Origin of the sequence: Amycolatopsis sp. 505, from assembly GCF_031625235.1 — a bacterium.
Classification (GTDB): domain Bacteria; phylum Actinomycetota; class Actinomycetes; order Mycobacteriales; family Pseudonocardiaceae; genus Amycolatopsis.
This window is the reverse complement of sequence record NZ_JACKQP010000002.1, coordinates 502,874-527,428: the sequence shown is the minus strand read 5'-3', so window position 1 is coordinate 527,428 and position 24,555 is coordinate 502,874. Positions and strand designations below refer to the sequence as shown.

General features: G+C 70.1%; 23 protein-coding genes. 19 read left to right on the top strand and 4 right to left on the bottom strand.

Annotated elements, in window-relative coordinates:
- Positions 1-20 precede the first annotated feature (20 nt).
- A complete protein-coding gene (locus tag H5965_RS09490) occupies positions 21-1,352 on the bottom strand; it encodes a hypothetical protein (RefSeq protein ID WP_310969100.1) in 1,332 nt (443 codons plus the stop codon).
- Between the two features lie 1,314 nt (positions 1,353-2,666).
- Here H5965_RS09490 and H5965_RS09485 point away from each other — a divergent pair.
- Positions 2,667-2,969, top strand: coding sequence for an EthD family reductase (locus H5965_RS09485; protein WP_396136882.1), 303 nt, complete (start codon positions 2,667-2,669; stop codon positions 2,967-2,969).
- Between the two features lie 40 nt (positions 2,970-3,009).
- Here H5965_RS09485 and H5965_RS09480 read toward each other — a convergent pair whose 3' ends face one another.
- A complete protein-coding gene (locus H5965_RS09480) occupies positions 3,010-3,465 on the bottom strand; it encodes a GreA/GreB family elongation factor (protein WP_310969099.1) in 456 nt (151 codons plus the stop codon).
- 124 nt (positions 3,466-3,589) lie between these two features.
- On the opposite strand from H5965_RS09480, the gene H5965_RS09475 reads away from it, so the two are divergent.
- The 6 genes from H5965_RS09475 (at position 3,590) to glyA (ending at position 8,349) form a co-directional block, all read left to right on the top strand.
- Entirely contained in the window at positions 3,590-4,177 is a 588-nt protein-coding gene (locus tag H5965_RS09475) for a TetR family transcriptional regulator (RefSeq protein ID WP_310969097.1), read from the top strand.
- Positions 4,178-4,283: 106 nt separating this feature from the next.
- Positions 4,284-5,489 (top strand): M14 family metallopeptidase, encoded by a 1,206-nt coding sequence (locus tag H5965_RS09470; RefSeq protein WP_310969673.1) that lies wholly within the window; start codon positions 4,284-4,286, stop codon positions 5,487-5,489.
- An 86-nt stretch (positions 5,490-5,575) separates the two neighbouring features.
- Entirely contained in the window at positions 5,576-6,100 is a 525-nt protein-coding gene (locus H5965_RS09465) for a gamma carbonic anhydrase family protein (RefSeq protein WP_310969096.1), read from the top strand.
- A 39-nt stretch (positions 6,101-6,139) separates the two neighbouring features.
- Positions 6,140-6,562, top strand: a complete 423-nt coding sequence (gene rplK / locus H5965_RS09460) for a 50S ribosomal protein L11 (protein WP_310969094.1) — start codon at positions 6,140-6,142, stop codon at positions 6,560-6,562.
- A 1-nt stretch (position 6,563) separates the two neighbouring features.
- The gene (locus H5965_RS09455; protein ID WP_310969092.1) at positions 6,564-6,968 is read left to right on the top strand and encodes an ABATE domain-containing protein; all 405 of its coding nucleotides are present in this window, start codon (positions 6,564-6,566) and stop codon (positions 6,966-6,968) included.
- 112 nt (positions 6,969-7,080) lie between these two features.
- Positions 7,081-8,349: a serine hydroxymethyltransferase gene (gene glyA, locus H5965_RS09450; protein WP_310969091.1), complete on the top strand. Its 1,269-nt coding sequence runs from the start codon at positions 7,081-7,083 to the stop codon at positions 8,347-8,349.
- Here the strand turns inward: glyA and H5965_RS09445 are convergent.
- Positions 8,337-9,098, bottom strand: a complete 762-nt coding sequence (locus H5965_RS09445) for an inositol monophosphatase family protein (RefSeq protein WP_310969089.1) — start codon at positions 9,096-9,098, stop codon at positions 8,337-8,339. The two genes, glyA and H5965_RS09445, sit on opposite strands and share 13 nt — an antisense overlap.
- 72 nt (positions 9,099-9,170) lie before the next feature.
- Between H5965_RS09445 and H5965_RS09440 the strand changes: the two genes are divergently transcribed.
- Together H5965_RS09440 and H5965_RS09435 are read left to right on the top strand one after the other, a co-directional pair.
- Positions 9,171-10,097 carry an Lrp/AsnC family transcriptional regulator gene (locus H5965_RS09440; RefSeq protein ID WP_310969087.1) on the top strand — a complete coding sequence of 309 codons (927 nt, stop codon included), beginning with the start codon at positions 9,171-9,173 and terminating at the stop codon, positions 10,095-10,097.
- 88 nt (positions 10,098-10,185) lie between these two features.
- A complete protein-coding gene (locus H5965_RS09435; protein ID WP_310969085.1) occupies positions 10,186-11,838 on the top strand; it encodes an MDR family MFS transporter in 1,653 nt (550 codons plus the stop codon).
- Between the two features lie 52 nt (positions 11,839-11,890).
- On the opposite strand, the gene H5965_RS09430 is transcribed toward H5965_RS09435, so the two are convergent.
- Positions 11,891-12,406, bottom strand: coding sequence for an inorganic diphosphatase (locus tag H5965_RS09430; RefSeq protein ID WP_310969083.1), 516 nt, complete (start codon positions 12,404-12,406; stop codon positions 11,891-11,893).
- Between the two features lie 173 nt (positions 12,407-12,579).
- On the opposite strand from H5965_RS09430, the gene dacB reads away from it, so the two are divergent.
- The 10 genes from dacB (at position 12,580) to folE (ending at position 24,550) form a co-directional block, all read left to right on the top strand.
- Positions 12,580-14,928, top strand: a complete 2,349-nt coding sequence (gene dacB, locus H5965_RS09425; RefSeq protein ID WP_310969081.1) for a D-alanyl-D-alanine carboxypeptidase/D-alanyl-D-alanine-endopeptidase — start codon at positions 12,580-12,582, stop codon at positions 14,926-14,928.
- Positions 14,929-15,019: 91 nt separating this feature from the next.
- Positions 15,020-16,030: a zinc-dependent metalloprotease gene (locus H5965_RS09420; protein WP_310969672.1), complete on the top strand. Its 1,011-nt coding sequence runs from the start codon at positions 15,020-15,022 to the stop codon at positions 16,028-16,030.
- The gene (gene tilS / locus H5965_RS09415; protein WP_310969079.1) at positions 16,027-16,986 is read left to right on the top strand and encodes a tRNA lysidine(34) synthetase TilS; all 960 of its coding nucleotides are present in this window, start codon (positions 16,027-16,029) and stop codon (positions 16,984-16,986) included. Before H5965_RS09420 ends, tilS begins: the two co-directional genes overlap by 4 nt.
- A gap of 3 nt (positions 16,987-16,989) precedes the next feature.
- On the top strand, positions 16,990-17,541 hold the full coding sequence (gene hpt, locus H5965_RS09410) for a hypoxanthine phosphoribosyltransferase (RefSeq protein ID WP_125308269.1): 552 nt from the start codon (positions 16,990-16,992) through the stop codon (positions 17,539-17,541).
- Positions 17,542-17,700: 159 nt separating this feature from the next.
- Positions 17,701-18,066, top strand: coding sequence for a hypothetical protein (locus H5965_RS09405; RefSeq protein WP_310969078.1), 366 nt, complete (start codon positions 17,701-17,703; stop codon positions 18,064-18,066).
- A 22-nt stretch (positions 18,067-18,088) separates the two neighbouring features.
- Entirely contained in the window at positions 18,089-19,480 is a 1,392-nt protein-coding gene (locus H5965_RS09400) for a hypothetical protein (protein ID WP_310969076.1), read from the top strand.
- Between the two features lie 61 nt (positions 19,481-19,541).
- A complete protein-coding gene (locus tag H5965_RS09395; protein ID WP_310969074.1) occupies positions 19,542-20,318 on the top strand; it encodes an ESX secretion-associated protein EspG in 777 nt (258 codons plus the stop codon).
- 238 nt (positions 20,319-20,556) lie between these two features.
- Complete coding sequence (locus tag H5965_RS09390; RefSeq protein ID WP_310969072.1) at positions 20,557-21,369, top strand: ESX secretion-associated protein EspG; 813 nt, start codon at positions 20,557-20,559, stop codon at positions 21,367-21,369.
- A 201-nt stretch (positions 21,370-21,570) separates the two neighbouring features.
- Entirely contained in the window at positions 21,571-23,967 is a 2,397-nt protein-coding gene (gene ftsH / locus H5965_RS09385) for an ATP-dependent zinc metalloprotease FtsH (RefSeq protein ID WP_310969071.1), read from the top strand.
- Complete coding sequence (folE, locus tag H5965_RS09380; RefSeq protein WP_310969069.1) at positions 23,945-24,550, top strand: GTP cyclohydrolase I FolE; 606 nt, start codon at positions 23,945-23,947, stop codon at positions 24,548-24,550. Before ftsH ends, folE begins: the two co-directional genes overlap by 23 nt.
- Positions 24,551-24,555 lie beyond the last annotated feature (5 nt).

The window sequence follows — 24,555 nt, the reverse complement described above, 5'->3', positions numbered from 1 at the left end:
CGTGAATCTAGTTGCAAAAATTAGGGTGAAGAGAGTTTCCTGATCTCCATAACCACGGACTGCGCAGAGTTCTGTCGACTTGATACTGATTTCAGGGCAGCCCTTAGTATTGGTGCGCCAACGCCTGCAATCAACTTGAGGATCGAACCTTGCGGGGGAATTGCCCAAACTGCGGCGGCCAGTCCAAGGTCAAGCTTACTTGGTTTTGCTGATTCAAGCGCTCCGCGAAGCGTGTTGGACTTTTCGATATCAGACTCAATTTTTGCCACTCGCTGCTTGATCTTATCGTCTACTATCTCTTCAAATGCGCTCATGTCGTCCTCTCGAAGAGTCGTGTTGCCGTCAATGAGTTCGCGAATCTGTGTTCTCCATTCACTGAAGGAAGCTTCCGATTCGCGAATGCTGCAGATTCGCTCAAAGGTTAGATCGTCGAAGGTGGGTAGAAGGACTCGTCTAAGGCTGCCTACTGCGACTCCGTCGCGGAGCTCCTTGTTTAACTTCGCTGCATCCGTGACGCGCTGGCGAAGGAGACTGAAGTCGGAATCGACGGTTGGCAGGAAGCGTGAATCGGTTTCGCCAGCAACGGCGAGTGTGCTATTGAAATAGATCATTGGGCTTTCGACGACGGACCGAGCGTGATCCTGAGGGACGACGCCGTCTCCTCCGACAACACTTAGGCCTCGAATAAAGTCATTGTGCGCCGGTGGTATGTCAAACTCTGATGAGAGGGTTTCAACTAGCGACGGGTTCATTGTGTCCTTACGGACCTGTGTTCGAATCGACTCTTTTGCTGTCTTCCAGATTCGCAGGTGTGGGACCGTCAGGATCCAGCCGCTGCGGATCCCGGGTTCAAGGACCTCCAGTCGGTACAAGGCTGCTTTTATCTGCTCGCGATTAGTGTCTTCGTCGGAGTTGTGGAACCCTGCTCCGTAGTGCTGCCCAAAGCCAAAGGGCATTATTTCCAATCCGTTTGTGCTCCGAAAAGATCCTGGTGCAAGGAAGTCGCGGTAATTAAATATCCAAGTATCAAGTGGGCAGTTTACAACGATTTGATCCACGTACAATGCTGCAGAATGCGCAAAAGGGAGGAGTTGTGATTGTGAGATCTTTCTCATCTCGGAACTAGTGGTGAAAGGCCGCTGAATATTTGCGACGAATGCGGCGCCGCCGCTATAGGAGCGGACGACGTCGGGCTCTAGATCGGGAAGCTTATGGCTGTAGTAATAGTCGTCTACGTCTATGGCGAGCGAGTGGAGCTCGTCGGTTGACAACTTGTCAACACTATCCGGGGTCCAGGGACCACCAAAGAAGGAATCTAGAAGGTCAATAATTGACTTGAACTGTCTTGTCATCCGTTGATTGTAGTGGATTCGACTCCAGTGATGAGTCACCTTTTGTGTGACGGCAGGCGTAAGTGATCGCGCTAAGTGGGATCGCAAGCCAGCTTGGAAGCCGCTCAGGACGCCAGGCGGGCTGACTGGCAGTCGCGGCGAGCCAGGTGAGACCGGCGGGAGTCTTGGTGTTCAACCCGGTTCAGGCGAGTTGCCGGGTGTGCCAACGAGTTGAGCCATGCTAACAACCCGTGATGAACGCCAGGAAAATCCACGCAGAGGGAGCAGTGGGTAGTCTTGTGATTACACGCCTGGCTCTGGTGTGCTGTGCTGGCAACATCGACGGGCGCAAGCCCACGACACGCCACCCTTTGGGTCCCCTGCGCGCACACACCCCTACAAGTAGTCTCTGGAAACCGGCAGGCCCCAACTTGGGGTCGGTGTGGCCCCAAGGGCTCCGTTTCGCCTTGAGACGGTATCCCGAAGGGGGTGAGAAATGCCCGGAGCGAAGAAAGGGCCGCTACCAGGGGACGCTGTCCGCTGGTACGGCCCGATCTTGAACTTCTTGGGCGGTGCATGCCGTCTCGTGGCGGAGCTGCTGCACCTCACCCAGCCGTAATAACCCTGCCGAAGGGAGACGCTCCCCGCCTGGCGGCAACCAGGAGGGGGGCGTTTCCGCCCTGTCCGGCTACGTGCAGCCATGTCGACTCAGGTCTGCTCATGTCTGCTCGTGTCTACACATTAACCATCCTGGTGCATGCATGCGCAAGTCGACACTGCGTGAACCTGGTCATCCGCCCTGCTCAGCCGCGTGCGGTCATGTCGGTCACGTCTGCACGTTAACCATCCTGGTGCATGCAGGTAGCTGCGGTGGACGCGCGCACGCTCACGATCGACCCGCCGACCGCCGGTCCGGCTTCCCTTGGGATCTTCCACCTCGAACTCGCTGCCAACTGGGCGGCTACCAGGCCAAGTCGGCCAACTCTCGCTCGTTCGTGTGCGGGGGAAGCGGCTGGTAGCGGACGTTCAAGAGGCTCACTGGATCACCTTGCCTTAACTGGCAGCCTCCGGGGAGGACCATTTGGTGGGTGACTAACTGGGTGACAATCGGGGTGACTAATCCTGGACCTACGCGGACGTTCGGGGACGGTGGATGTGCAGGTCAGAGCCCCACGGCCAAGGTCGAGAAGTGACGAATTCCGCTCGTAATGAATAGGTCAGGGGTTCGATTCCCCTAGGCGGCTCAGGGAAATCAGGCCCCGTCCGAGACATCTCGGGTGGGGCCTGACTCGTCTGGTGCGGGTCCAAGTGAGCGGCCGCTGGATGGAGGTTCTCTTGCACAAGATGGTGGTCCTGTATCCCGAACCCGCCGATCCCGCGCACTTCCGCGAGTACTACGTGACCCACCACCTGCCGCTGGTCGCTCAGATGCCCGGGCTGCTCGCGTGGCGGTACAGCTTCGACGTGGCCGCGACGCAGGGGCCGTCTCCGTACTTCGCGATCTTCGAAGCCGACTTCGCCGATGCCGCGGCGATGACCGCCGCGAGGGAGTCTCCGCAAGGCCTGCGGGTCGCCGCCGATGTGGCCAGCTACGCCACCGGTGGTGCCGTCGTCCTCCACTACCCGGTGCAGGCCTGAGGCCGTCCGAAGGGCCTGGGCCCCTCGGACGGCGACCTGCCTACTTCGGCGGGGTCAGCTTCACCACCGTGGCCGTGGCGTCGCCGCGGGGGGTTCGATAGGTGATCTCGTCGCCGGCTTTGGCGCCGACCAGGGCCAGGCCCAGGGGGCTGTCCGAGGTGATCGCGTCCGCGTCCTCGCCCGGGACCGTCACCACCTGGAACGTCTCTTCGTCTCCGTCGGAGAAGCGCAGGGAGACGACCGTGCCGTCCGGGAGCTGGCTGTTGCCGTAGCCGCCGTGCTCCATCTTGGCCGCCAGGTCGGCGATCTGGCGGTCGAGGCGGGCCGCGGCCTCCGCCCGGTCGATCACGTCCGCCTGGTCCGCCGCGTCCCCGGTGCGTTCCTGCTCGCCGGGTTGCGGCGCGAGGGCTTCCCGCTGCGCGCGCAAGTTCGCGATTTCCTTCTCCAGCTGGCTGCGCGCAGCCGGGCTGAGCCCCTTGTCCCCTGAGATCACCATGCCGGGCATTGTCCGCTGCGCGGACCGGGGTGGCCAATCCGGTTTTTCACCCGAAAGCCACCCACAGGACGTCTGCCCTAGGGTTTGGGGTCCGGCGTCCAGGAAGAAGGTAACGAGAATCACCGTGAGCGCAGTCCCCGGCCGCAGCGAGCAGCTCTCGCCGAACCAGCTGGCCAAGCAGGAACAGATCGTCGAAGCCGCCCGCATCGTGCTCGCCCGCGACGGGCTCGCCGGGTGCACCGTCCGGGCCATCGCCGACGCCGGCCCGCTCACCAAGAGCGCGATCCACTACTACTTCGCCGACATCGACGTCCTCATCGATCGGGCGATGGCGGCGCACATCACCGCCTTCGCCGCGGGCCTGCGCGAGGTCGCCGCGAAGCACGACGAACCCCGCGAGCGGCTCTTCGCCGTCCTCGAGGAGTACCTGAGCGTCTTCGCCGCGAACCCGAACGCCGCCTTCCTCTGGTTCGAGTACTGGATCGCCGCCGGACGCGCGCAGCACCCGCAGGCCATCGACGTCATGCTGACCTCGCTCACCGAGCTGCTCGCCGAGCTCCTCGCCCCGCTCGACGTCGACGACCCGCGCGCCCGGGCCCGCGCGCTCCTGTCGTACCTGCTGGGCACGGTCGTCCAGCAGCGGGTGCGCCCGCGGCCGTTCGCCACGCTGCGTGCCGACATCGAGGCGCTCTGCTTCGCGAACTACGGGTAGAAACGGCCAATAGATCCGTACTGCTCCGGATTGTGCGCTACGTCCGGCTCCCGCCAAGGTCGAGGAACCCCCGAGAGCAGGAGACGTGATGCGCACACGAACGTGCATGGCAGCGGCCGCGGCCGCCCTCTTGGTGCTCACCACCGGCGGCCAGGCCGGGGCCGCCCAGCCCGACGGCCCGCAGGTGTACGAGGTGACCGGTGCCGCCACCGCCCAGCAGCGCACTGCAATAGCGCGGACCGGCGCGGACATCCTCGACGCCGACGGCGCTACGACCACCGTCATCGCCAACCCCGGCGAAGCCGCCCAGCTGCGCGCGCACGGCTTCGGCGTCAAGGCGCTCGGCAAGGTCAACCGGCCGCAGGGGACCGCGGCCGTCCTCGACTTCCCGGCCGGCTACACCGGCTACCACACCTACGCGGAAACGCAGACCGAGCTGCAGAAAGCCGTCGCGAACCACCCGTCGCTGACCAAGCTCGGCAGCGCCGGGAACTCGTACGAAGGCCGTGCCCTGTCGCTCATCAAGATCAGCGACAACGCCGCCACCGACGAGAACGAGCCCGAGGTCCTCTTCACCTGCAACCAGCACGCGCGCGAGCACCTCACCACCGAGATGTGCCTCCACATCGTCGACCGCCTGACCAGCGGGTACGCCACCAACAACGCGATCAAGCGGCTGGTCGACAGCACCGAGATCTGGGTGCTCCCCAGCGTCAACCCGGACGGCTCCGAGTACGACATCTCCGGCGGCACGTTCCACAGCTGGCGCAAGAACCGCCAGGGCCCCGGCACCGACACCAACCGCAACTGGGGCTACAAGTGGGGCTGCTGCGGCGGCTCGTCGGGCCAGACGTCCAGTGAGACCTACCGCGGCACGGCGGCGTTCTCCGCACCCGAGACCCGCGCGGTCTCGAACTGGGTGAACTCGCGGGTCGTCGGCGGCGTCCAGCAGATCAAGACGCACATCGACTTCCACACCTACTCCGAGCTGGTGCTCTGGCCGTTCGGCTACACCTACGCCGACACCGCGCCCGGCCTGACCGCGGCCGAGGCGCAGAAGTTCCAGTCGCTCGGCCGGCAGATGGCCGCGACCAACGGCTATACGCCGGAGCAGTCCAGCGACCTCTACATCACCGACGGCAGCGTCAACGACTGGATGTGGGCGACGCACAAGATCTGGAGCTTCACCTTCGAGATGTACCCGAAGGGCAGCAGCCCGGGCTTCTACCCGCGCGACACCCAGATCGGCCCGCAGACCACGCGCAACGACCAGGCCGTGGACATCCTGATCAACGCCGCGATCACCGGCTGACCCCCAGCAGCCCCGGCCGCGGCCTGCGAACGGCCCCCTTCCCCGCTCGGCCGGGGAAGGGGGCCCGCGCGGTCTAGGGTGCGGGCATGCCTCTGTTCTCGTTCGAAGGGCGCAGCCCGCAGGTCCACCCGGACGCCTGGATCGCCCCCACCGCCACCCTCATCGGCGACGTCGTCGTCGAGAAGGACGCCTCCGTCTGGTACGGCGCCGTCCTGCGCGCCGACTTCGGCAAGATCGTCGTCCGGGAGGGCGCGAACATCCAGGACAACTCGGTCGTGCACGTCAACGTCGGCAAGGTCTGCGAGATCGGCCGGAACGTCACCGTCGGCCACCAGTGCCTGGTGCACGACTGCACGGTCGGCGAGCAGGCGCTGATCGGGAACGGCTCGACCGTGCTGGACGACGCCAAGATCGGCGAGCGGACGCTGGTCGCGGCCGGGGCCACCGTGACGCCGGGTACCGAGGTGCCGTCCGAGGTGGTCGCGATGGGCAGCCCGGCGAAGAAGTTCGTCCCGCTGACCGACTCCGCGCGGCTGTGGGTCGAGCACAACGCGGCCGTCTACCAGGACCTGGCGAAGCGGCACAAGGCCGGCGTCGAGGCACTGGATTGAAGTTGACCCTCCAGTAACTGGAGACTCTAGCTTCGGGGCATGGCTTCGAAGAAACTCACCCACCAGGTCACCCTCGAGCTCACCGCGGGCAACGCCCCGGTCGTCGACCTCGGCAAGATGCTGGGGCAGACCGGGATCAACCTCGTCGAGGTCAAGAAAGCCTACGACGCGGCCACGGCGGGCCAGCGCGGCGACATCGTGCCGGTGGTCGTCTCGGTGTTCGAGGACCGCTCCTTCGCGCTCCGGCTCAAGACGCCCCCGACGTCGTTCCTCATCAAGAAGGCGTTGGGGGACAAGGGTTCGTCGCGGCCCGGGCACGAGGTCGCCGGGAAGCTGACCACGCAGCAGCTGCGCGAGATCGCCGAGCGCAAGCTGCCGGACCTCAACACCTCCGACGTCGAGGCGGCGATGCGCACGATCGCCGGCACCGCCCGGTCCATGGGCGTCGTGGTCGTCGACTGAGGTGCGCAAGCACGCGGTCGTGCCGCCGTTCCATGCGCTCGACCCCGAGCTCGGGGTCGCGGAACGGTTGCTGCGCCAGGGAAACCCGCAGTTGTGCGGCATCGCCGCGCAGCTGCCCGACGAACCCGCGGCCGCGCGCCGCCTCAACGCCGTGCTGGCGGAGGCCGGGGCGCGGCCGCGGCTCGTCGACACCGGCGTGGGATGGCGGATCGTGTACGTGACGCCGTTCGCGGAGACCGGCGAGCTGGCCGCGGGTGCGGCGGGCCTGGCGGAGCTGGTGACCGTCGGCGGCTGGCGGCGGGTGAAGCGCTGCGCGACCTGCGCGCGGCCGTTCTGCGACCGCACGTCCGGCTGCACCCGCAAGTGGTGCGCCGAACACCGCCGGGCCGGCCGCGGCGTGGACTAGGCTGTTTCCCGCAGCAGCGACTGGCGCCATCGAGGTGGAGCACCACCGGGAAGCGACGACGAGGCCGGCACCGCGCGCCTGGGTGAAGGCCACTCCAGAGCCGGAGTACGCCATGACACACCAGCCGAAACTGAACGCACTCGCCGCCGCCGACCCCGCCATCGCCGGGCTCGTCGAGGACGAAGCGAAGCGCCAGCACGACAAGATCCGCCTGATCGCGTCGGAGAACTACGTCTCGCAGGCCGTGCTCGAGGCCACCGGGAGCGTGCTCACCAACAAGTACTCCGAGGGCTACGCGGGCAAGCGCTACTACGAGGGCCAGCAGTTCATCGACCAGGTCGAGCAGCTGGCGATCGAGCGGGCGAAGGCCGTGTTCGGCGCCGACCACGCGAACGTCCAGCCGTACTCCGGGTCGCCGGCGAACCTGGCCGTGTACCTCGCGTTCGCGCAGCCGGGTGACACCGTGCTCGGCATGGCGCTGCCCGACGGCGGCCACCTCACGCACGGCTGGAGCGTGTCCGCGACCGGCAAGTGGTTCACCCCGGTGCGCTACGGCGTCGCCAAGGAGACCGGCCGTGTCGACCTCGACCAGGTCCGCGACCTCGCCCGCCAGCACCGGCCGAAGCTGATCTTCGCCGGCGGCACGGCGATCCCGCGCACGATCGACTTCCCGGCGTTCGCCGAGATCGCCCGCGAGGTCGACGCGGTGCTCGTCGCCGACATCGCGCACATCGCCGGCCTGGTCGCGGGGGGCGCGCACCCCTCGCCGGTCGGGCACGCGCAGGTGATCACGACGACCACGCACAAGACCCTGCGCGGCCCGCGCGGCGCGATGATCCTGTCCGACGCCGACCACGCGAAGGCCGTCGACAAGGCGGTGTTCCCGGGTCTGCAGGGCGGCCCGCACAACCACACGACCGCCGCGATCGCGGTCGCGCTCGGGGAAGCGCAGCAGCCGTCGTTCAGCGAGTACGCGCACACGATCGTCGCCAACGCGAAGGCGCTGGCCGACGCGCTGCTGGCGAAGGGCTACGACCTGGTCTCCGGCGGCACGGACAACCACCTGCTGCTGATCGACCTGACGAACAAGGCGGTCGCGGGCAAGCCGGCGGCGCAGGCCCTCGACCGCGCGGGCATCGAGCTGAACTACAACACGGTCCCGTTCGACCCGCGCAAGCCGTTCGACCCGTCCGGCATCCGGCTCGGCACGTCCGCGATCACCACCCGGGGCCTCCAGCCGGAGCACCAGGTGCAGGTGGCGGAGTGGATCGACCGCACGGTGACCGCGGCCGCCGCGGCCGAGGAGGCCGCGCTGGACACGATTGCCGCGGAGATCCGCGAGTTCCTGGCGCCGTTCCCGATCCCGGGCTACTCCGCCTGAGCCAGCGCGTCCAGCACCAGCGCGTGCAGGGCCGGCGCGGCCGCGACGAAGCTGCCGTCCGACGGTGTCCACGGGGCGCCGCCGGAAGTGGTGACGACCGCGCCGGCCGCACGCGCGACCAGTGCGGCGCCGGCCAGGTTGGTGGCGTCGGTGCCGTACTGCCAGAAGAAGTCCAGCCGGCCGGCGGCGACGTCGGCGACCTGCCAGGACGTCGGCCCGAGGTTCCGCACCGCCGCGACTTTCGGCAGTACTGCGGTCAGCGAGGCGCCTGCTGCTTCGGCCACACCGGGCTGCTTCGCGATGAACGGCGGCTGGCTGGTCGCGGCGACGGCTGCTTCGAGGCTCTTCTTCCGTGACGGCTCGATCGGTGTTCCGTTCCGCTCGGCGCCTTCGCCCCGCTGCGCCGCGTAGGTCTCTTTCAACCACGGCGAGTGCAGCACCGCGAGCTCCGGCTCGCCGTCGCGGACGAGCGTCACGGTGAGGCAGTACTGCGGGAGGCCCTGGAGGAGCTGGACGGCGCCGTCGAGGGCGTCGACCACCCAGACCTCGCCGTCGGGGAGCTCGTCGAACTCGCCCGCCCACTTCGCTCCGGGCCGGAGGCCGGTGAGCGCGGCCCGGAGGTTCGCGGCCAGTGGGTCGTCGATGGCCGAGAAGATCTCGCCGAGCTCCCCGAGGGAGGCGGGTGGCCGGTCCGGGGCACGGACGCCGGCGGCCAGGGTTTCCACGATGTCGATCACCGGTTTCAGCATGCGCCCAGGATTAAGCTGACCGACGAGACCGAGTACTCCAGCCCGGCAGAGTGAGCGGAAGCGGACTGCACAATGCAGCTTCTGACCGAAATCGAACAGCGAGTGGTTTCGGCCCTGCAGGTCGACGGCCGGGCCGGTCCCGGCCGGATCGCCGAAGTCCTCGGCCTCTCGCCGCGGACGGTCACCCGCGTGATCGCGCGCCTGAGGGCCGACGGGCGGCTCGGTGTCGTCTGCGTTCCCGATCCCCGGCACGGCCTGCGGGGCGCGATGCTCCTGCGTGTGAAGGTGCTTCGCGGCCGGACGCCGGTGATCGCCGACGCCCTGGCCAAGCGCGACGACGTCCTGTTCGTCGACATCCTGGCCGGCGGCGAGGAAATCAGCGCGGTCGCGCTCGGCGGGCTCGACGGACGGCTGGTGCACGACGCGCTGCCCGCCACGTCCGCGGTCACCGAGCTGCGCGCACACTCGATCCTGCACGTCTTTTCCGACGCGGCGCAGTGGCGCACCGGTTTGCTCACCGACGCCGAAGCCGCGGCCCTGAGCCCGCCGCCACCCGGCGTGGACGTCACGCTCGACGAACTCGACCGGCGGCTGCTCGCCCGCCTCGCCGTCGACGCCCGGCTCGGTCCCGGAGAACTGGCGCCCGAAACCCCGGAGTCGACCGTCCGCCGCCGGCTCGACCGGCTGGCCGCGGCCGGGCGGATCCGGACCTACGCCAACGTCGACGCCCGCGCGCTGGGCCTCGAGATCGACGCGAACGTCTGGATGACCGTGCCGCCGGGACGGCTCGACGAGGTCGGGCGGACGCTGGCGGGTCACCCGATGGTCCACGGCACCCTGGCCACGACCGGCGTGACGAACCTGATGGCCGCCGTCTGGTGCCGCGACCTCAGTGACCTCTACGCCTTCGTGACGCGGCTCGAGGTGCCGTCCGCCGAGGTGACCGTGGTCGCGAAGGCCGTCAAGCGAGGTGCGAGACCGGGGTCACAGAATATTTGATTGCACGGTACAAGCTTCTCGGGGAATACTTGGCTCAGGCAAGTAGTTGAGAGGTACAAGCAACTACGCGGACTTCGAGGGAGACCCCATGAGCGACACCACCACGGCGGAAGGAGCAGCCGCTACGAACGGCAAACTGACTCACCGCCAGATCCTCACCGTGCTGTCCGGGCTGATGCTCGGCATGTTCCTCGCCGCGCTCGACCAGACCATCGTGTCGAGCTCGATGCGCACCATCGCCGACGAGCTCCACGGCCTGTCCCTGCAGGCCTGGGCCACCACCGCCTACCTGATCACCGCGACGCTCTCGACGCCGCTGTACGGCAAGCTGTCCGACCTCTACGGCCGCAAGCCCATGTACCTCACGGCGATCTCGCTCTTCCTGGTCGGCTCGCTGGCCAGCGGCATGGCGACGTCGATGTACGAGCTCGCCGCCTTCCGCGCCTTCCAGGGGCTCGGCGCCGGTGGCCTGATGTCGCTCGCGCTGGCGATCATCACCGACATCACCGCGCCGCGGGAACGCAGCAAGTACCAGGGCTACTTCATGGCCGTCTTCGGCATCTCGAGCGTGGCCGGGCCGGTCGTCGGCGGGTTCTTCGCCGGCATCGACACCTTCGCCGGCATCACCGGCTGGCGCTGGGTCTTCCTGGTCAACGTCCCGATCGCGCTCGCCGCGCTGGTCGTCGTCACGAAGGTGCTGAACCTGCCGCACACCCGCGTGGACCAGAAGGTCGACTACTGGGGTGCCGTCTCGCTGGCCGTCGGCCTGGTGCCGCTGCTGGTCGTGGCCGAGCAGGGCCGCGAGTGGGGCTGGGGCTCCGCGGCTTCGATCGCGATGTACGTCGTCGGCGCGCTGGGCGTCACCGCCTTCGTCTGGATCGAACGCCGGATGGGCGACGCCGCCCTGCTGCCGCTGCGCCTGTTCAAGCGGCCGGTGTTCCGGATGTCGACGATCGTCACCGTCGTGCAGGGCGCCGGGATGTTCGGCGCGATGATGTCGCTGCCGCTGTACCTGCAGATCGTCAAGGGCGCGACGCCGACCCAGGCCGGTCTGCAGATGCTCCCGCTGACGCTCGGCATCATGGTCGCCAGCCTGACCAGCGGCCGGATCATCGCGGCCACCGGCCGGTACAAGATGTTCGCGGTGGCCGGGATCGGCCTGATGGCGGCGGCGCTGTTCGCGCTGTCCACGATCACCGTCGACAGCTCGCTGGCCCTGGTCATGGTGATCGCCTTCGTGATCGGCCTCGGCCTCGGCGCCTCGATGCAGACGCTGGTGCTGGCCGCGACCAACGACGTCCGCCCGCAGGACATCGGCGTCGCCACCTCGGCGGCGACGTTCTTCCGGCAGATCGGCGGCACGGCGGGCACCGCGGTGTTCCTGTCGATCCTGTTCGGCACGGTCGGCGACCGGATCGCGAACGCCATCCGCTCGGCGATGACCACGCCGGCCTACACGGCGGCGCTGGCTCAGCACCCGGAGTTCGCGAAGCAGATGCAGGGCGGCCTGGACGTCAACGACACGTCGTTCCTGTCGACGCTGGACCCGACGCTGGCCCGGCCGATCCTGCAGGGCTTCGCCGAGTCGATGAGCACGGTGTTCCTGGTCGGCGGGATCGTGCTGACCGTCGGCTTCGCGCTCGTGTGGTTCCTCAAGGAGAAGCCGCTGTCGGACAAGTCGGCGATGGAGCAGCGCGCGGAGGCCGAAGAGGCCCCGGCGGCGCTCGCCCTGACGCACTGACCGCATGAAAAAGGCCCCCTCGGGAGATCCCGAGGGGGCCTTTCTCGTGGACTCAGTGACCGGTCCCGTTGGCTTCTTCCTTCGCCAGCCGGTCGGTCTCGCGCTCGTACGAGCGGGCGATCTCGTTCTCGGCCTCGGTGCGGCCGACCCAGGTCGAGCCTTCGACGCTCTTGCCGGGCTCGAGGTCCTTGTAGACCTCGAAGAAGTGCTGGATCTCCAGCTTGTGGAACTCGTTCAGGTGGTGGATGTCCCGCAGGTGCTCCAGGCGCGGGTCGTTCGTCGGGACCGCGAGGACCTTGTCGTCCGGGCCCTTCTCGTCGGTCATCCGGAACATGCCGATCGCGCGGCAGCGGATCAGGCAGCCCGGGAACGTCGGCTCCTGGACGAGGACGAGCACGTCGAGCGGGTCGCCGTCCTGGCCGAGGGTGTCGTCGATGAACCCGTAGTCGGCCGGGTACTGCGTGGCCGTGAACAGGGTCCGGTCCAGCTTGATGCGGCCGGTCTTGTGGTCGACCTCGTACTTGTTGCGCTCCCCTTTGGGGATTTCGATCGTGACGTCGAACTCCACGCCGTCCTCGCTGCTTCTTGTAGATCCGGGCATACCCGCATCGCGGGCGGCAACCTTCATGACTCTCTTGACGTCTCCTAGTGTGGACTACGCCCTGCCGGGGGGCCGCATCGATGTCGGCCACACGGCATGTGAGCTTGGCCCCTCCCGGGGCAGGTGAGAAGGAGTGGTGGGTGCCGGAAAACGACCAGCCGATGTGGCCTTCGTCGGACGAAGACCGCTCGTCGTCCGGCGCGCGGGAGACCACTCCGATGGCGCTGCCGGACCCGCCGGAGGCCGCCGCGGGCAGCCCCGGCGTGCCCAAGCTCACAGGCAGTGAGGCGCCCAAGGGCTCGTGGTTCGCGCCGAACGTCCCGCCCGAGCCGATCCCGGGCCTCAACGCCCCGGCCGAGGAGCCCCCGCCCCCGCCGTCGCCGGCCAAGCAGGACCTCGCCGACCGCCTCGGCAGCCGCGAGCCGAAGAAGCCGCAGCCCCCGGCCAAGCCCGCCGAGGAGAGCACGCAATACATCCGGGTCGAGCAGTCCGAGCTCAAGCCCGAGGCGGCCGCGTCGGCCGGCGAGAGCACCCAGTACGTCGAGCCGCCCGAGCCGAAGCCGGCCGGGGAAAGCACCCAGTACATCGAGGTGAAGCCGTCCGGGCCGGTGCCCGTGGTGCCGGTCGAGCGCCACGTGCCGCCCCGGGAGGAGCCGAAGCCGGAAGAGCCGCAGCAGCAGTGGCGTGAAGAGCTGAAGCACTGGCGCGAGGAGCAGCAGCGCCGTGAAGAGCAGCTGAGCCGCGCGGCCGCACAGCGTCGCGAGGAGCCCGAAGCCCCGCAGCCGTGGAGCCAGCGCATCGAGCTGCGCGAGGACCGCACCGGCGACCGGGCGGCCGAACCGGGCGACCGCCGGGCCGCGCTGCCGCCGGAGCCGCCGCGCGGGGTGGTGCCGTCGGCGTCCGCTGGCTCGCTGGCCCGCCCGCAGCGGATCGAGCCGGACGGCCAGCGGTTCGACGCCGAGGCGACCGTCGGGATCGAACGCCCGACCCCGTTCCCCGGCGTCTTCCAGCAGCAGCCCCAGCAGCGCAGCGAACCGCCCCGGAACGACCAGCCGCCGACGCCGGCCGAGCCGCCCGCCGCCGAAGAGCCGCCGAAGAAGCGGCGCAAGGGCAAGCTGATCGCCCTCGTCGTGGTCGTCCTCCTGGTGCTCGCCGGCGCCGGGGTCGCCGCGGCGACCCCGAAGGTGGCGAACCGGCTGGCCCTGCCTTGGGCGCCGAACGCGCCCAAGGGCGACCCGCCGTCGCCGCCGGTGGCCACCCGGCAGCTGCAGGGTCCGGCCACCGCCGGGACGGCGCCGACCGCGAACGGCGTCAAGGCCGCGCTCGCTTCGGCGGCCGGCAACGGCGCGCTCGGCCAGCTCACCGGCAGCGTGATCGACCCGGTGACCGGCACCGTCCTGTGGGACCGCAACTCCTCGACGCCGGTGACGCCCGCGTCGACGACGAAGGTGCTCACGTCCGCGGCCGCGCTGCTTTCGCTGGACCACAACCTGCGCCTGCCGACCAAGATCGTGCAGGGCGCGGACCCCGGCACGGTGATCCTGGTCGGCGGCGGCGACACGACCCTCACCAACCTGCCCCTGGGCACCGACTCCCCGCTGTACCCGGGGGCCGCGCACGTCGACGACCTCGTCGCGCAGGTCAAGAAGGCGGTGCCGGGCGTCAAGAAGGTGCAGGTCGACCTGACGCTGTTCAAGGGCGCGACGACCGCGCCCGGCTGGGAAGCGGGCGACGCGCCGTCGACGTACGCGACGCAGATGGCGCCCGTGATGGCCGACGGCGGCCGCATCAACCCCAAGGACAACAACTCGCAGCGCACGGCGAACGCGGGCAGCGCGCTCGCCCAGTCGATCGCCTCGAAGCTCGGGGCCTCGGCGGGCGGCCAGGCGACCGCGCCCAAGGACGCGAAGGTGGTCGCCGAGGTGAAGTCGGCCCCGCTGACCGAGCTGGTGTCCGACCTGATGGAGCTGTCCGACGACGTCCTCGCCGAGGCGGTCGCCCGGCAGGTCGCGCTCGCCAACGGCGAGGAGGCCAGCTACGCCGGCGGCGCCCGGGCGACCATCAAGGTCCTGAAGGACCACGGCTTCGACGTCTCGGGTGTCGCGCTGTCCGACGGCAGCGGCATCTCGTCGCTGAACCGGATCCCGGCGCGGCTGCTCACCCAGCTCCTGGCGGCCGCCGCGGCGCAGGAGGGCAAGGACCCGAACACCGCCAAGCTGCGCCCGGTGCTGGCGGGCCTCCCGGTCGCGGGCGGCTCGGGCACCCTCGCCGACAAGCGGTTCGACACGGCCGCGTCGCAGGCCGGCCGCGGCTGGGTGCGGGCCAAGACCGGCACGCTCACCGCGGTGAACACCCTCGCCGGGCTGGTCCTCGACCAGGACGGCCGGGTGCTGGTGTTCGCGTTCATGTCCAACGGCTCCGACACCGAGCCGGGCCGCGACGCCATCGACGCCCTCGCGACGAGCCTCCGCAAGTGCGGCTGCGCCTAGCGGACGCCGAACCGTACGAAGATCGTGGCCGGAAACCCCGCACCGGCCAGGTAGCGTCGGAAGGGTGAGTCAGGAAACGCAGACCCGGCCCATGGTCGACTGGGCGATCGCCGCGCAGACCGGCGCCTTGCTGGTGCGCGGCGGCCCGCAGGTGCCGCGGGAACGGGCCGAGGAGGCCGTCACCGACCTGCGCGAGCTGACCGCCAAGGCCGAGGGGCACGTGCGGCAGCTGACGAACCTGGGGCTCGACCTGCCGCTGCTGCCCGGCGAGGTGGTCGACCGCCCGGGCTGGGTGAGATCGGCCGCGGCCGGGCTGGACGCGCTGACCGGGCGCGCGCTGCCGCAGCAGGGCGGGCCGCTGGGGCCGATCCTGGCCGGCGGCGCCGGCGTCCAGACCGGGCTGGTGCTCGCCTTCCTCGCCAGCCGCGTGCTCGGCCAGTACGACCCCTTCGGCGGCCCGGAGCGCGCGGGCACGCTGCTGCTGGTCGCGCCGAACGTGGTCGCCGCCGAACAGGCGATGGACGTGCCCGGCCACGACTTCCGGCTCTGGGTCTGCCTGCACGAGTGCACCCACCGGCTCCAGTTCACCGCGGTCAAGTGGCTGCGCGACTACTTCGCCGACGAGGTCGAGCGGCTCGTCTCGGGGCTGGCCGGCGGCGGCACGGACAGCCTGTCCGACCTGGTCGGCCGGCTCCCGGAGGCGATCAAGCAGGGCCCGAAGCTGAACCTGGCCGAGCTGCTCCAGTCGCCGAAGGAACGCGCGGTGTTCGACCGGCTGCTGGCGCTCTCGACGCTGCTGGAGGGGCACGCCGACTACGTGATGGACGCCGTCGGGCCGCAGGTCGTGCCGAGCGTCGACAAGATCCGCGCGCGGTTCACCGCCCGGCGCAAGGGCGGCGGCGTCTTCGACCGGCTGCTGCGGGCGCTGCTCGGCGTCGACGCGAAGATCCGTCAGTACGAAGAAGGCGCGAAGTTCACCAAGCACGTCGTGGACGCCGTCGGCATGGACGGCTTCAACGCCGTCTGGCGGTCGCCGAACACCCTGCCGTCGCGCGCCGAGATCTCCGACCCGGCGGCGTGGGTCCGGCGCCTGCACGGATGACCGGGCCGGCGGTCGCGGCCGTCCGGCGGGCCGTCCGCGCCTTCCTGGAGACCGTCGAAGCACCACCCGAGCTGTGCGTCGCGGTCTCCGGCGGCGCCGACTCCCTCGCGCTGGCCGAGGCCACCGCGCACGTCGGGCACCGCCGCGGGCACGTCGTCCGCGCGCTGGTCGTCGACCACGGGCTGCAGGAGGGCTCGGCCAAGGTCGCGGCCGACGCGGCCGCCGCGGCGAAGGCGCTGGGCGCCGACGAAGCCGAGGTGCGCCGGGCCGACGTCACCGGCCCGGGCGGCCCGGAGGCCGCCGCCCGCAAGGCCCGCTACCGGACCCTCTCCGGGCACGGGCTCGTCCTGCTCGGCCACACCCTCGACGACCAGGCCGAAACGGTCCTGCTCGGGCTGGGCCGCGGCTCCGGCCCGCGCAGCGTCGCCGGGATGCGGCCGCACGACCCGCCGTGGGGCCGCCCGCTGCTCGCCGTCGGCCGCGCGACCACCCGGGCCGCGTGCGCCGAGCTCGGCGTCGAGCCGTGGGACGACCCGCACAACGCCGAACCGCGGTTCACGCGCGTGCGGCTGCGCACCGAGGTCCTGCCGTTGCTGGAGGACGTCCTCAACGGCGGAGTCGCCGCCGCGCTCGCCCGGACGGCGGCGCAACTGCGTGAAGACAATGAGGCGCTGGACACAATGGCGGACATGATCTTCACCCGCGCGGGCGGCGCCGAAGGGCTGGACGCCGGCGTCCTCGGGGCCGAGCCCGCGGCACTGCGGCGGCGGGTTCTTCGCAGGTGGTTGCTGCAATCGGGTGTGCGCGAGCTCACCGACGCGCACCTCCGCGCGGTCGACGACCTCGTCGCCCGGTGGCGTGGTCAGGGCGGCGTGTGGTTGCCCGGCAACTTGGAGGCGAGCCGGTGCCGTGGCAGGCTCTGCCTCACCTCCCAACCCACCACACGAGGAGAATGACCCGTGTACGAGGGCGAAATCGCCTCCGTGCTCGTCACCGAGCAGCAGATCAAGGACAAGATCGCGGAGCTGTCGGAGCAGATCGCCGCCGACTATCCGGCCAACGGGCAGGGCGAACTCCTGCTGGTGGGCGTCCTGAAGGGCGCGGTCATGTTCATGACCGACTTCGCCCGCGCGCTGCCGCTGCCGACGCAGCTGGAATTCATGGCCGTCTCTTCGTACGGATCGGCGACGTCGTCGTCCGGCGTCGTCCGGATCCTCAAGGACCTCGACCGCGACATCGCGGGCCGGGACGTCCTGATCGTCGAGGACATCGTCGACTCCGGCCTGACGCTGTCGTGGCTGCTGAAGAACCTCGCCAGCCGCAACCCCGCGTCGCTCGAGGTCGTTTCGCTGCTGCGCAAGCCGGAAGCGGTGAAGGTGGACGTGCCGGTGAAGTACATCGGCTTCGACATCCCCAACGAGTTCGTGGTCGGCTACGGCCTCGACTACGCCGAGCGGTACCGGGACCTGCCCTACATCGGCACCTTGGACCCGAAGGTCTACACCTCGTAGTCCGCCGGCGGGGGTTCACCGACCGTTCACCGCAATTACCGGATCCGCGGAACCCCGGGCACGAAGTTTGCGTCATAGGCTCTGATCACGTGCGTTAACCTATGCGAAGACCAATCGTGCCCGCGGGTGACCGGGTCGGGGGAACGGGAGAGAGTGCAGATGGGGAACAGCAGCGCTGCCGACGCGAACGCCTTCAAGGCCGCGGCCGCGGCGGGTCAGGTCGGGATCGACCCCGACGCCGCGCAGGCCGTGCTGAACAAGATCCGCACGGGCAAGGACGCCGTCGAGGCCCTGCTCGCCGGCGCGGGCACGCTCGCCCAGCCGCCGAAGCTCGGCGACAACCCGGTCGGCAACGCGATGGCCGCGAAGTTCGTCCAGCGCGCGGACGGCGGGGGCGACTCCTACGCCGCCGCGCTGCAGAACCTGCTCGACCAGTACTCCGCCGCCGAAGAAGGCATCGTCACGGCGATGTCCCGGTACCACGAGATCGACCAGGCCGCGGCCGACCCGTTCCGTAACGCCTGAGTCCAGAGGGGAACTCGTAGTCATGGCTCCGAACCACAGCGACCAGCCGGCGGCGACCGACCCGGGCTCGCTGGTCCCGCTCGGCGACAACTCGGCGTCGCAGAACATCGTCGACAACGCCCGCGGCAGCGCCGGCGGCTTCGACATGGGCAGCGACCGCGCGATCGCCAACCCGCCGAACTGGAACGCGCAGGAAAGCCAGCAGCTCTACGCCGGCGCGGTCAACAACAACGACCCCGGCACGGCCGAGGCGACCGGGCACGTCTGGGCGCACCACGGCTCCGAGCTGAAGCAGGCGTCCGACCACCTCTACAACGCGATCTCCGAGCTGGGCAACGCGTGGGTCGGCCGGGGCGCCGCGGGGGCGCAGGGCGCGCTGGTGGCCATCGCGAACTCCGGTTCGCAGGCTTCCGACGCCGCGCACACGATGTCCGACCGGCTCGCCAAGCAGGCCGCGGCGGCCGCCGAGGTCAAGAAGATGCCCGCCCCGAAGGACTACGACCCGAAGCAGGCCATGGCGGCCGCGCTGGCCGGCGGTCCGGCGGCGCTGATCGCCGACCAGAAGGCGCAGGCGGACGCGGCCAACGACGTCAAGGCGCAGCAGGTCGCGTTCTTCAACGCCTACACCCAGGCGATGAAGGAGGTCGACAACTCGACCCCCAGCTTCGGCCCGGAGTCGCTCGGCATGAAGCCGACGGCGTCGCACAACTCCCTGTCGTTCAACTCGGTGAACAGTGTCGGCAGCACGGGCTCGGTGGGCAGCCTGCCCGGCGCGGGCGACGCGATCTTCGCCTCCGGCGGCGCGGGCTTCGGCGGCCACGGCGCCGCGTTCGGTGCGCAGCACGCCGGTGTCGTCGGCCCGAACGGCGTCCACGGCGGCGTCGCGGGTGCGGGCTTCGGCGCGGACGCGGCCACCCTCGGCAGCGACGGTGCGGGCGGTTCGGTCAGCGGCGCGGGCACCGGCACCGGCGCGGGCCACGTCCCCGCGGGCAGCGGGCAGCCGGGTGGCAGCAACCCGCTCGGCAAGGTCGGCCTGGGCCTCGGCATCGGCGGGGTGGCCGGCGGCCTCGGCGCGCTCGCGTCGCGGGCGCTGGGCGCGGGCAGCAAGTCCGGTGCGAAGTCCAAGGACGACACGAGCCTGGCGGCGGCCGACGGCCAGGGCCAGAGCGCCGCGTCGGCCCAGGCGCCGCAGCAGGGTCTCGTCTCGTCCGCGGGCACCATCGGCGGGCAGACGCCGCCGCCGATGAACCCCGGCATGGGCGGCATGGCCCCGCAGGGTGCCCAGGGCGAGCAGGACGAGGAGCACACCCACGCGTCCTTCCTCATCGAGGCGGACCCGGACGAGGCCTTCGGCGCGAACCAGGCGACCCCGCCGCCGGTCATCGGCTGGTCCGGGGACGACGAAGACCGCTGATCCTTTCGGGCCGGGCACGCCGACGGTGTGCCCGGCCCGGTTTCTCCTGGGGGGTGGCCCGATGCCGAACGCCGAGCTGCTCACCCCGGTCGAGGTGGACTTCCTGTGGGAGTCGGCCGGGCTGGGCGAGCTGCCGTACCCGCTGCGCATCCGTTCGCACGGCGCGACCGCCGACGAGCGGTCGCTGCTGCGCCGCCGCACGCTGGAGGGGCTCGCCGCGCGCGGTCTCGCCGACGGCCGCGGCCGGCCCGAGCCGCACGTCGAGGACTACTTCGGCGTCCTGGCGGCACCCGAACTGAGCCTGGACGCCGTCCAGCTGATCGCCCCGGACGCCGAACCGCTTCTCGCGGTCGCCGGCGTGCTGGGCGGCCAGGGCCTGCTGGCCGTGCAGGACACCCGCGGCCTGCACCTGCAGCCGTGCCCGGCCGACGGGCTCGCCAGCGCGATCGTGTCGCTGCTACCGGGAGCCCCACGTGGCAGCGAGAAGTCGCTCACGGTGCCGATGGAGCAGCTGACCGGCGGCGACTTCCTGCAGCGCCGCGGCCACGGCGACGAGCGCGCGTCGGCCGACGAGGACCGCAAGGCCCTGGCCCGGCTGCACGCCCAGCCACGGCTGCGCGGCGGCCAGATCGGCGCCAACGCCCGCACCCGGCTGGGCGCACGCACCCGGACGCCGGTGCTGAGCTGGTTCGACACCGAGACCGGCCGCTACTTCACCCAGGCGACCCGCGGCCGCGACGGCCGGGACTGGATCACCATCGCCCCCGCCGACGCCGCCACCCTGCGCCACCGCCTCGGTGAGATGCTCGCCGGAGCCGCGACGACGAGCTCGGCCTGACCGGGTCGCCGTCGGCTTGCCGGCCCGGTGGAACGTCGCGAATGACTCATTCGGGACGTCGGAGGTCGCGAATGAGTCATTCGCGACCTCGGTCGGGGCCGCCGGCACCGGCGCCGGCGCGCCCACCTGGTCCGCTTTGGGACAGCCGGTCTCCGGATGTGCCCAGGCCGGCACCGGAACGATCCGGTTTTGTCGGGGGTGCGGGCTACGCTGAGCAAGAGTCCGATCCGGGAGAGTGATGATGCAAGAGTTCTTCTCGCCGCTGGCGTTCGACTTCCTGTGGGAGTCGGCGCAGGTCGGCGAGCTGCCGTACCCGCTGATCATCCGGTCGCACGGCGCGACCGAGGATGAGCGCGTGTCGCTGCGTCACCGCATCGACGTCGAGCTGAAGGCGCGCGGCATCCGCGAACCACGCGGCCGGCTCGCCCCGCCGATCGAGGACGCCCTGCACCTGCTGGCCTTCGCCCCGCTGACCATCGACGCGCTGCACATCCCGCAGTTCGAAGCCCCGACGGTCGGCGTCCTCGCGGCGGCCGACGAGACCAAGGGCGTGCTCGCGGTCCAGGACGCGGACGGGATCTGGCTGCGGGACGTCCCGCCGGACGGCCTGGTCTCCGCCGTCGTCGGGATCCTGCCCGCCGGGCCGCGCGGCAGCGAGGCGTCGGTCACACTCCCGCTGGACGACGCCCTGCGCACGGCCCCGATCCGGGTGCCGGCGTCGCTGCCGTCGTCGGGTGAGGAACGCGGCAAAGCGCGCCGGACCCCGCTGAGCGAACGCGTCACGGCGGATCCGCGCGAGGCCTACGGCCGTATCGCCGGGCAGCCCCGGCAGCGCGGCGGTCAGCTGGCAGCGAACAGCCGTTCGCAGGTCGGAGCCAAGCAACGGTCCCGCGTGCTGGCCTGGTTCGACACCGCGACCGGCCGGTACCTGAGCCTCTCCCGCGCAGGTACGGACGGTCGCGAGTGGGTCACCGTGGCGCCCGCGGACCCGGCCACCCTGCGCACCCGGCTGGGCGAGATGGTGAGCAGTGTGTCCGACGGCACGCGCTAGCGTGAACGGGTGTGGGTGCCGTCGGGAACCTCGGCGCGGTATCGCCCGTTGACCTGCGAGAGGCTCACAGGGGATGAACGCGGCAGCGGACGGTACCCTGATGAGCAGGTGTCCAGGCACCAGTGGTTGTCAAGATCGTGATGGCGGGTATCACAGGAGCCGCCCAACCAGGGAGGGTCGAGGCCACCAGGGCCGAGTCGTATGAACCGGAAGAGCGTGCTCAGGAACCCACTGCTGTGGATCGTCGCGGGGTTGCTGGCGTTGTTCGCGTACAACACGATCTTCGACAGTGATCGTGGGTACACCCAGGCACCCATCTCGGTGGCGAACTCCCAGATCACCTCGAACAACGTCAAGGAAGCCAGCCTCGAGGACAAGGAACAGCAGCTCAAGCTGCTGCTGGCCAAGCCCATCGACGTCGACGGCCAGCAGGTCACCCAGATCATTTCGCAGTACCCGGCGGACGCCACCCGCCCGATCTACGACTCGTTGATCGCGGCGAAGGCGGGCGGCCAGCCGATCAAGTTCACCACCAAGGTGACCCAGCAGGGCGTGCTGACGCAGATCCTCATCTTCGCCATCCCGCTCGCCCTCGTGCTGGGCCTGCTGATGTGGATGATGAACAACGCCCAGGGCGGCGGCAACCGCGTCCTCAACTTCGGCAAGTCCAAGGCCAAGCAGCTGAACAAGGACATGCCCAAGACGACCTTCGGGGACGTCGCGGGTGCCGACGAGGCCGTCGAAGAGCTGTACGAGATCAAGGACTTCCTGCAGAACCCGGCGCGCTACCAGGCGCTCGGCGCGAAGATCCCGAAGGGCGTCCTGCTCTACGGGCCGCCGGGTACCGGCAAGACGCTGCTCGCGCGGGCCGTGGCCGGCGAGGCGGGCGTGCCGTTCTACACGATCTCCGGCTCGGACTTCGTCGAGATGTTCGTCGGTGTCGGTGCTTCGCGTGTCCGTGATCTGTTCGAACAGGCCAAGCAGAACGCGCCTTGCATCATCTTCGTCGACGAGATCGACGCGGTCGGCCGCCAGCGCGGCGCCGGCCTCGGCGGCGGGCACGACGAGCGCGAGCAGACCCTGAACCAGCTGCTCGTCGAGATGGACGGCTTCGACGCCCGCGGCGGCATCATCCTGATCGCGGCCACCAACCGGCCGGACATCCTCGACCCGGCGCTGCTGCGCCCGGGCCGGTTCGACCGGCAGATCCCGGTGTCCGCGCCCGACCTGCGCGGCCGCAAGGCGATCCTCGAGGTGCACGCCAAGGGCAAGCCGATCGCCCAGGGCACCGACCTGACCAGCCTGGCCAAGCGCACCGTCGGCATGTCCGGCGCCGACCTGGCGAACGTCCTCAACGAGGCCGCGCTGCTCACCGCCCGCCAGAACGGGCACGTGATCACCGACGCGGCGCTCGAGGAGTCGGTCGACCGCGTCGTCGGCGGCCCCGCGCGCAAGAGCCGGATCATCTCCGAGAAGGAGAAGAAGATCACGGCCTACCACGAGGGCGGGCACGCGCTCGCCGCGTGGGCGATGCCGGACATCGAGCCGGTCTACAAGCTGACCATCCTGCCGCGCGGCCGCACGGGCGGGCACGCACTGCTCGTCCCCGAGGACGACAAGGACCTGATGACCCGCTCCGAGATGATCGGGCGGCTGGTCTTCGCGATGGGTGGCCGCACGGCCGAAGAGCTCGTCTTCCACGAGCCCACCACCGGCGCGTCGTCGGACATCGAGCAGGCGACCAAGATCGCCCGCGCGATGGTCACCGAGTACGGCATGAGCGCCCGGCTCGGCGCGGTCAAGTACGGCCAGGAGCAGGGCGACCCGTTCCTCGGCCGTTCGGCGGGCCGCCAGGCGGACTACTCGCTCGAGGTGGCGCACGAGATCGACGAGGAGGTGCGCAAGCTCATCGAGACGGCGCACACCGAGGCGTGGCACGTGCTCAACACCTACCGCGACGTGCTCGACGAGCTGGTCATCGAGCTCCTCGAGAAGGAGACGCTGACCCGCAAGGATCTGGAGCGGATCTTCGCGACGGTCGAGAAGCGCCCGCACATCACCGTGTTCAACGAGTTCGGTGAGCGGACGCCGTCGGACAAGCCGCCGATCAAGACCCCGGGCGAGCTGGCGATGGAGCGCGGCGAGCCGTGGCCGCCGCCGGAGAAGGAGAAGCCGGTCCTGAAGCCGGAGCCGACCCCGGTCGGCACTGCCCCGGGCGCGGGCGAGCTGCCGGGCGGTCCGCCGTACCCGTCGCCGTCGCCGGTCGACCCGAACGCCAACCCGTACGCCCCGCCGCAGCCGGGCGCCTACCCGAACGGCGGCCGTCCCTACGGCGGCCCGAACGGTGGCCCCAACGGCACGGCGCACTGGCCGCAGGCCTACGGCGGCGGCCAGCCGTCCGGCCAGAGCGGCCCGCCCAACTACGGTGCCCCTCCGGGCTGGACCCCGGCGACCTCGCCGGGCGGCCAGCCGGGCCAATCGTGGCGGCCCGGTGGTGAAGAACGCCCTCGTGAGCACGGCTGGTTCGCCGACCAAGCCGGCAACCAGCAGAGCGAGGGGGAGCGTCGTGACGTGGATGGACCCGAAAAGCCCCAGTGACGCCGACCGCCCGGTCTTCGACCACGACCGGGCGGAGAAGGCGATCCGGGAGCTCTTGCTGGCCTGCGGTGAAGACCCGGAGCGGGACGGTCTGAAGGACACCCCCGCCCGGGTCGCCCGCGCGTACCGCGAGATGTTCGCGGGCCTCTACACCGAGCCGGACTCGGTCCTGGACAAGACGTTCGACGAGTCCCACGAAGAGCTGGTGCTGGTCACGGACATCCCGATGTTCAGCCAGTGCGAACACCACCTGGTGCCCTTCCACGGCGTCGCGCACGTCGGGTACATCCCGAACGCCGCCGGGAAGGTCACCGGGCTGTCCAAGCTGGCCCGGCTCGTCGACCTTTACGCCAAGCGCCCCCAGGTCCAGGAGCGCCTGACGTCCCAGGTCGCCGACGCCCTCGTCCGCAAGCTCGAGCCCCGCGGCGTGATCGTCGTCATCGAGGCCGAGCACCTCTGCATGGCCATGCGCGGCATCCGGAAGCCCGGTGCCCGCACCACCACCTCCGCCGTGCGCGGGCAGCTGAAGACGTCACCGTCGTCGCGGGCGGAGGCGCTCGATCTCATCAAGGCGCGCCGGTGAGCGTG

Coding starts and splice junctions, on each gene's coding strand:
- H5965_RS09490 (WP_310969100.1), bottom strand. CDS start 1,352: ATGACAAGACAGTTCAAGTCAATTATTGACCTTCTAGATTCCTTCTTT.
- H5965_RS09480 (WP_310969099.1), bottom strand. CDS start 3,465: ATGGTGATCTCAGGGGACAAGGGGCTCAGCCCGGCTGCGCGCAGCCAG.
- H5965_RS09470 (WP_310969673.1), top strand. CDS start 4,284: ATGGCAGCGGCCGCGGCCGCCCTCTTGGTGCTCACCACCGGCGGCCAG.
- H5965_RS09465 (WP_310969096.1), top strand. CDS start 5,576: ATGCCTCTGTTCTCGTTCGAAGGGCGCAGCCCGCAGGTCCACCCGGAC.
- rplK (WP_310969094.1), top strand. CDS start 6,140: ATGGCTTCGAAGAAACTCACCCACCAGGTCACCCTCGAGCTCACCGCG.
- glyA (WP_310969091.1), top strand. CDS start 7,081: ATGACACACCAGCCGAAACTGAACGCACTCGCCGCCGCCGACCCCGCC.
- H5965_RS09445 (WP_310969089.1), bottom strand. CDS start 9,098: ATGCTGAAACCGGTGATCGACATCGTGGAAACCCTGGCCGCCGGCGTC.
- H5965_RS09440 (WP_310969087.1), top strand. CDS start 9,171: ATGCAGCTTCTGACCGAAATCGAACAGCGAGTGGTTTCGGCCCTGCAG.
- H5965_RS09435 (WP_310969085.1), top strand. CDS start 10,186: ATGAGCGACACCACCACGGCGGAAGGAGCAGCCGCTACGAACGGCAAA.
- H5965_RS09420 (WP_310969672.1), top strand. CDS start 15,020: ATGGTCGACTGGGCGATCGCCGCGCAGACCGGCGCCTTGCTGGTGCGC.
- tilS (WP_310969079.1), top strand. CDS start 16,027: ATGACCGGGCCGGCGGTCGCGGCCGTCCGGCGGGCCGTCCGCGCCTTC.
- H5965_RS09405 (WP_310969078.1), top strand. CDS start 17,701: ATGGGGAACAGCAGCGCTGCCGACGCGAACGCCTTCAAGGCCGCGGCC.
- H5965_RS09400 (WP_310969076.1), top strand. CDS start 18,089: ATGGCTCCGAACCACAGCGACCAGCCGGCGGCGACCGACCCGGGCTCG.
- H5965_RS09395 (WP_310969074.1), top strand. CDS start 19,542: ATGCCGAACGCCGAGCTGCTCACCCCGGTCGAGGTGGACTTCCTGTGG.
- H5965_RS09390 (WP_310969072.1), top strand. CDS start 20,557: ATGATGCAAGAGTTCTTCTCGCCGCTGGCGTTCGACTTCCTGTGGGAG.
- ftsH (WP_310969071.1), top strand. CDS start 21,571: ATGAACCGGAAGAGCGTGCTCAGGAACCCACTGCTGTGGATCGTCGCG.
- folE (WP_310969069.1), top strand. CDS start 23,945: ATGGACCCGAAAAGCCCCAGTGACGCCGACCGCCCGGTCTTCGACCAC.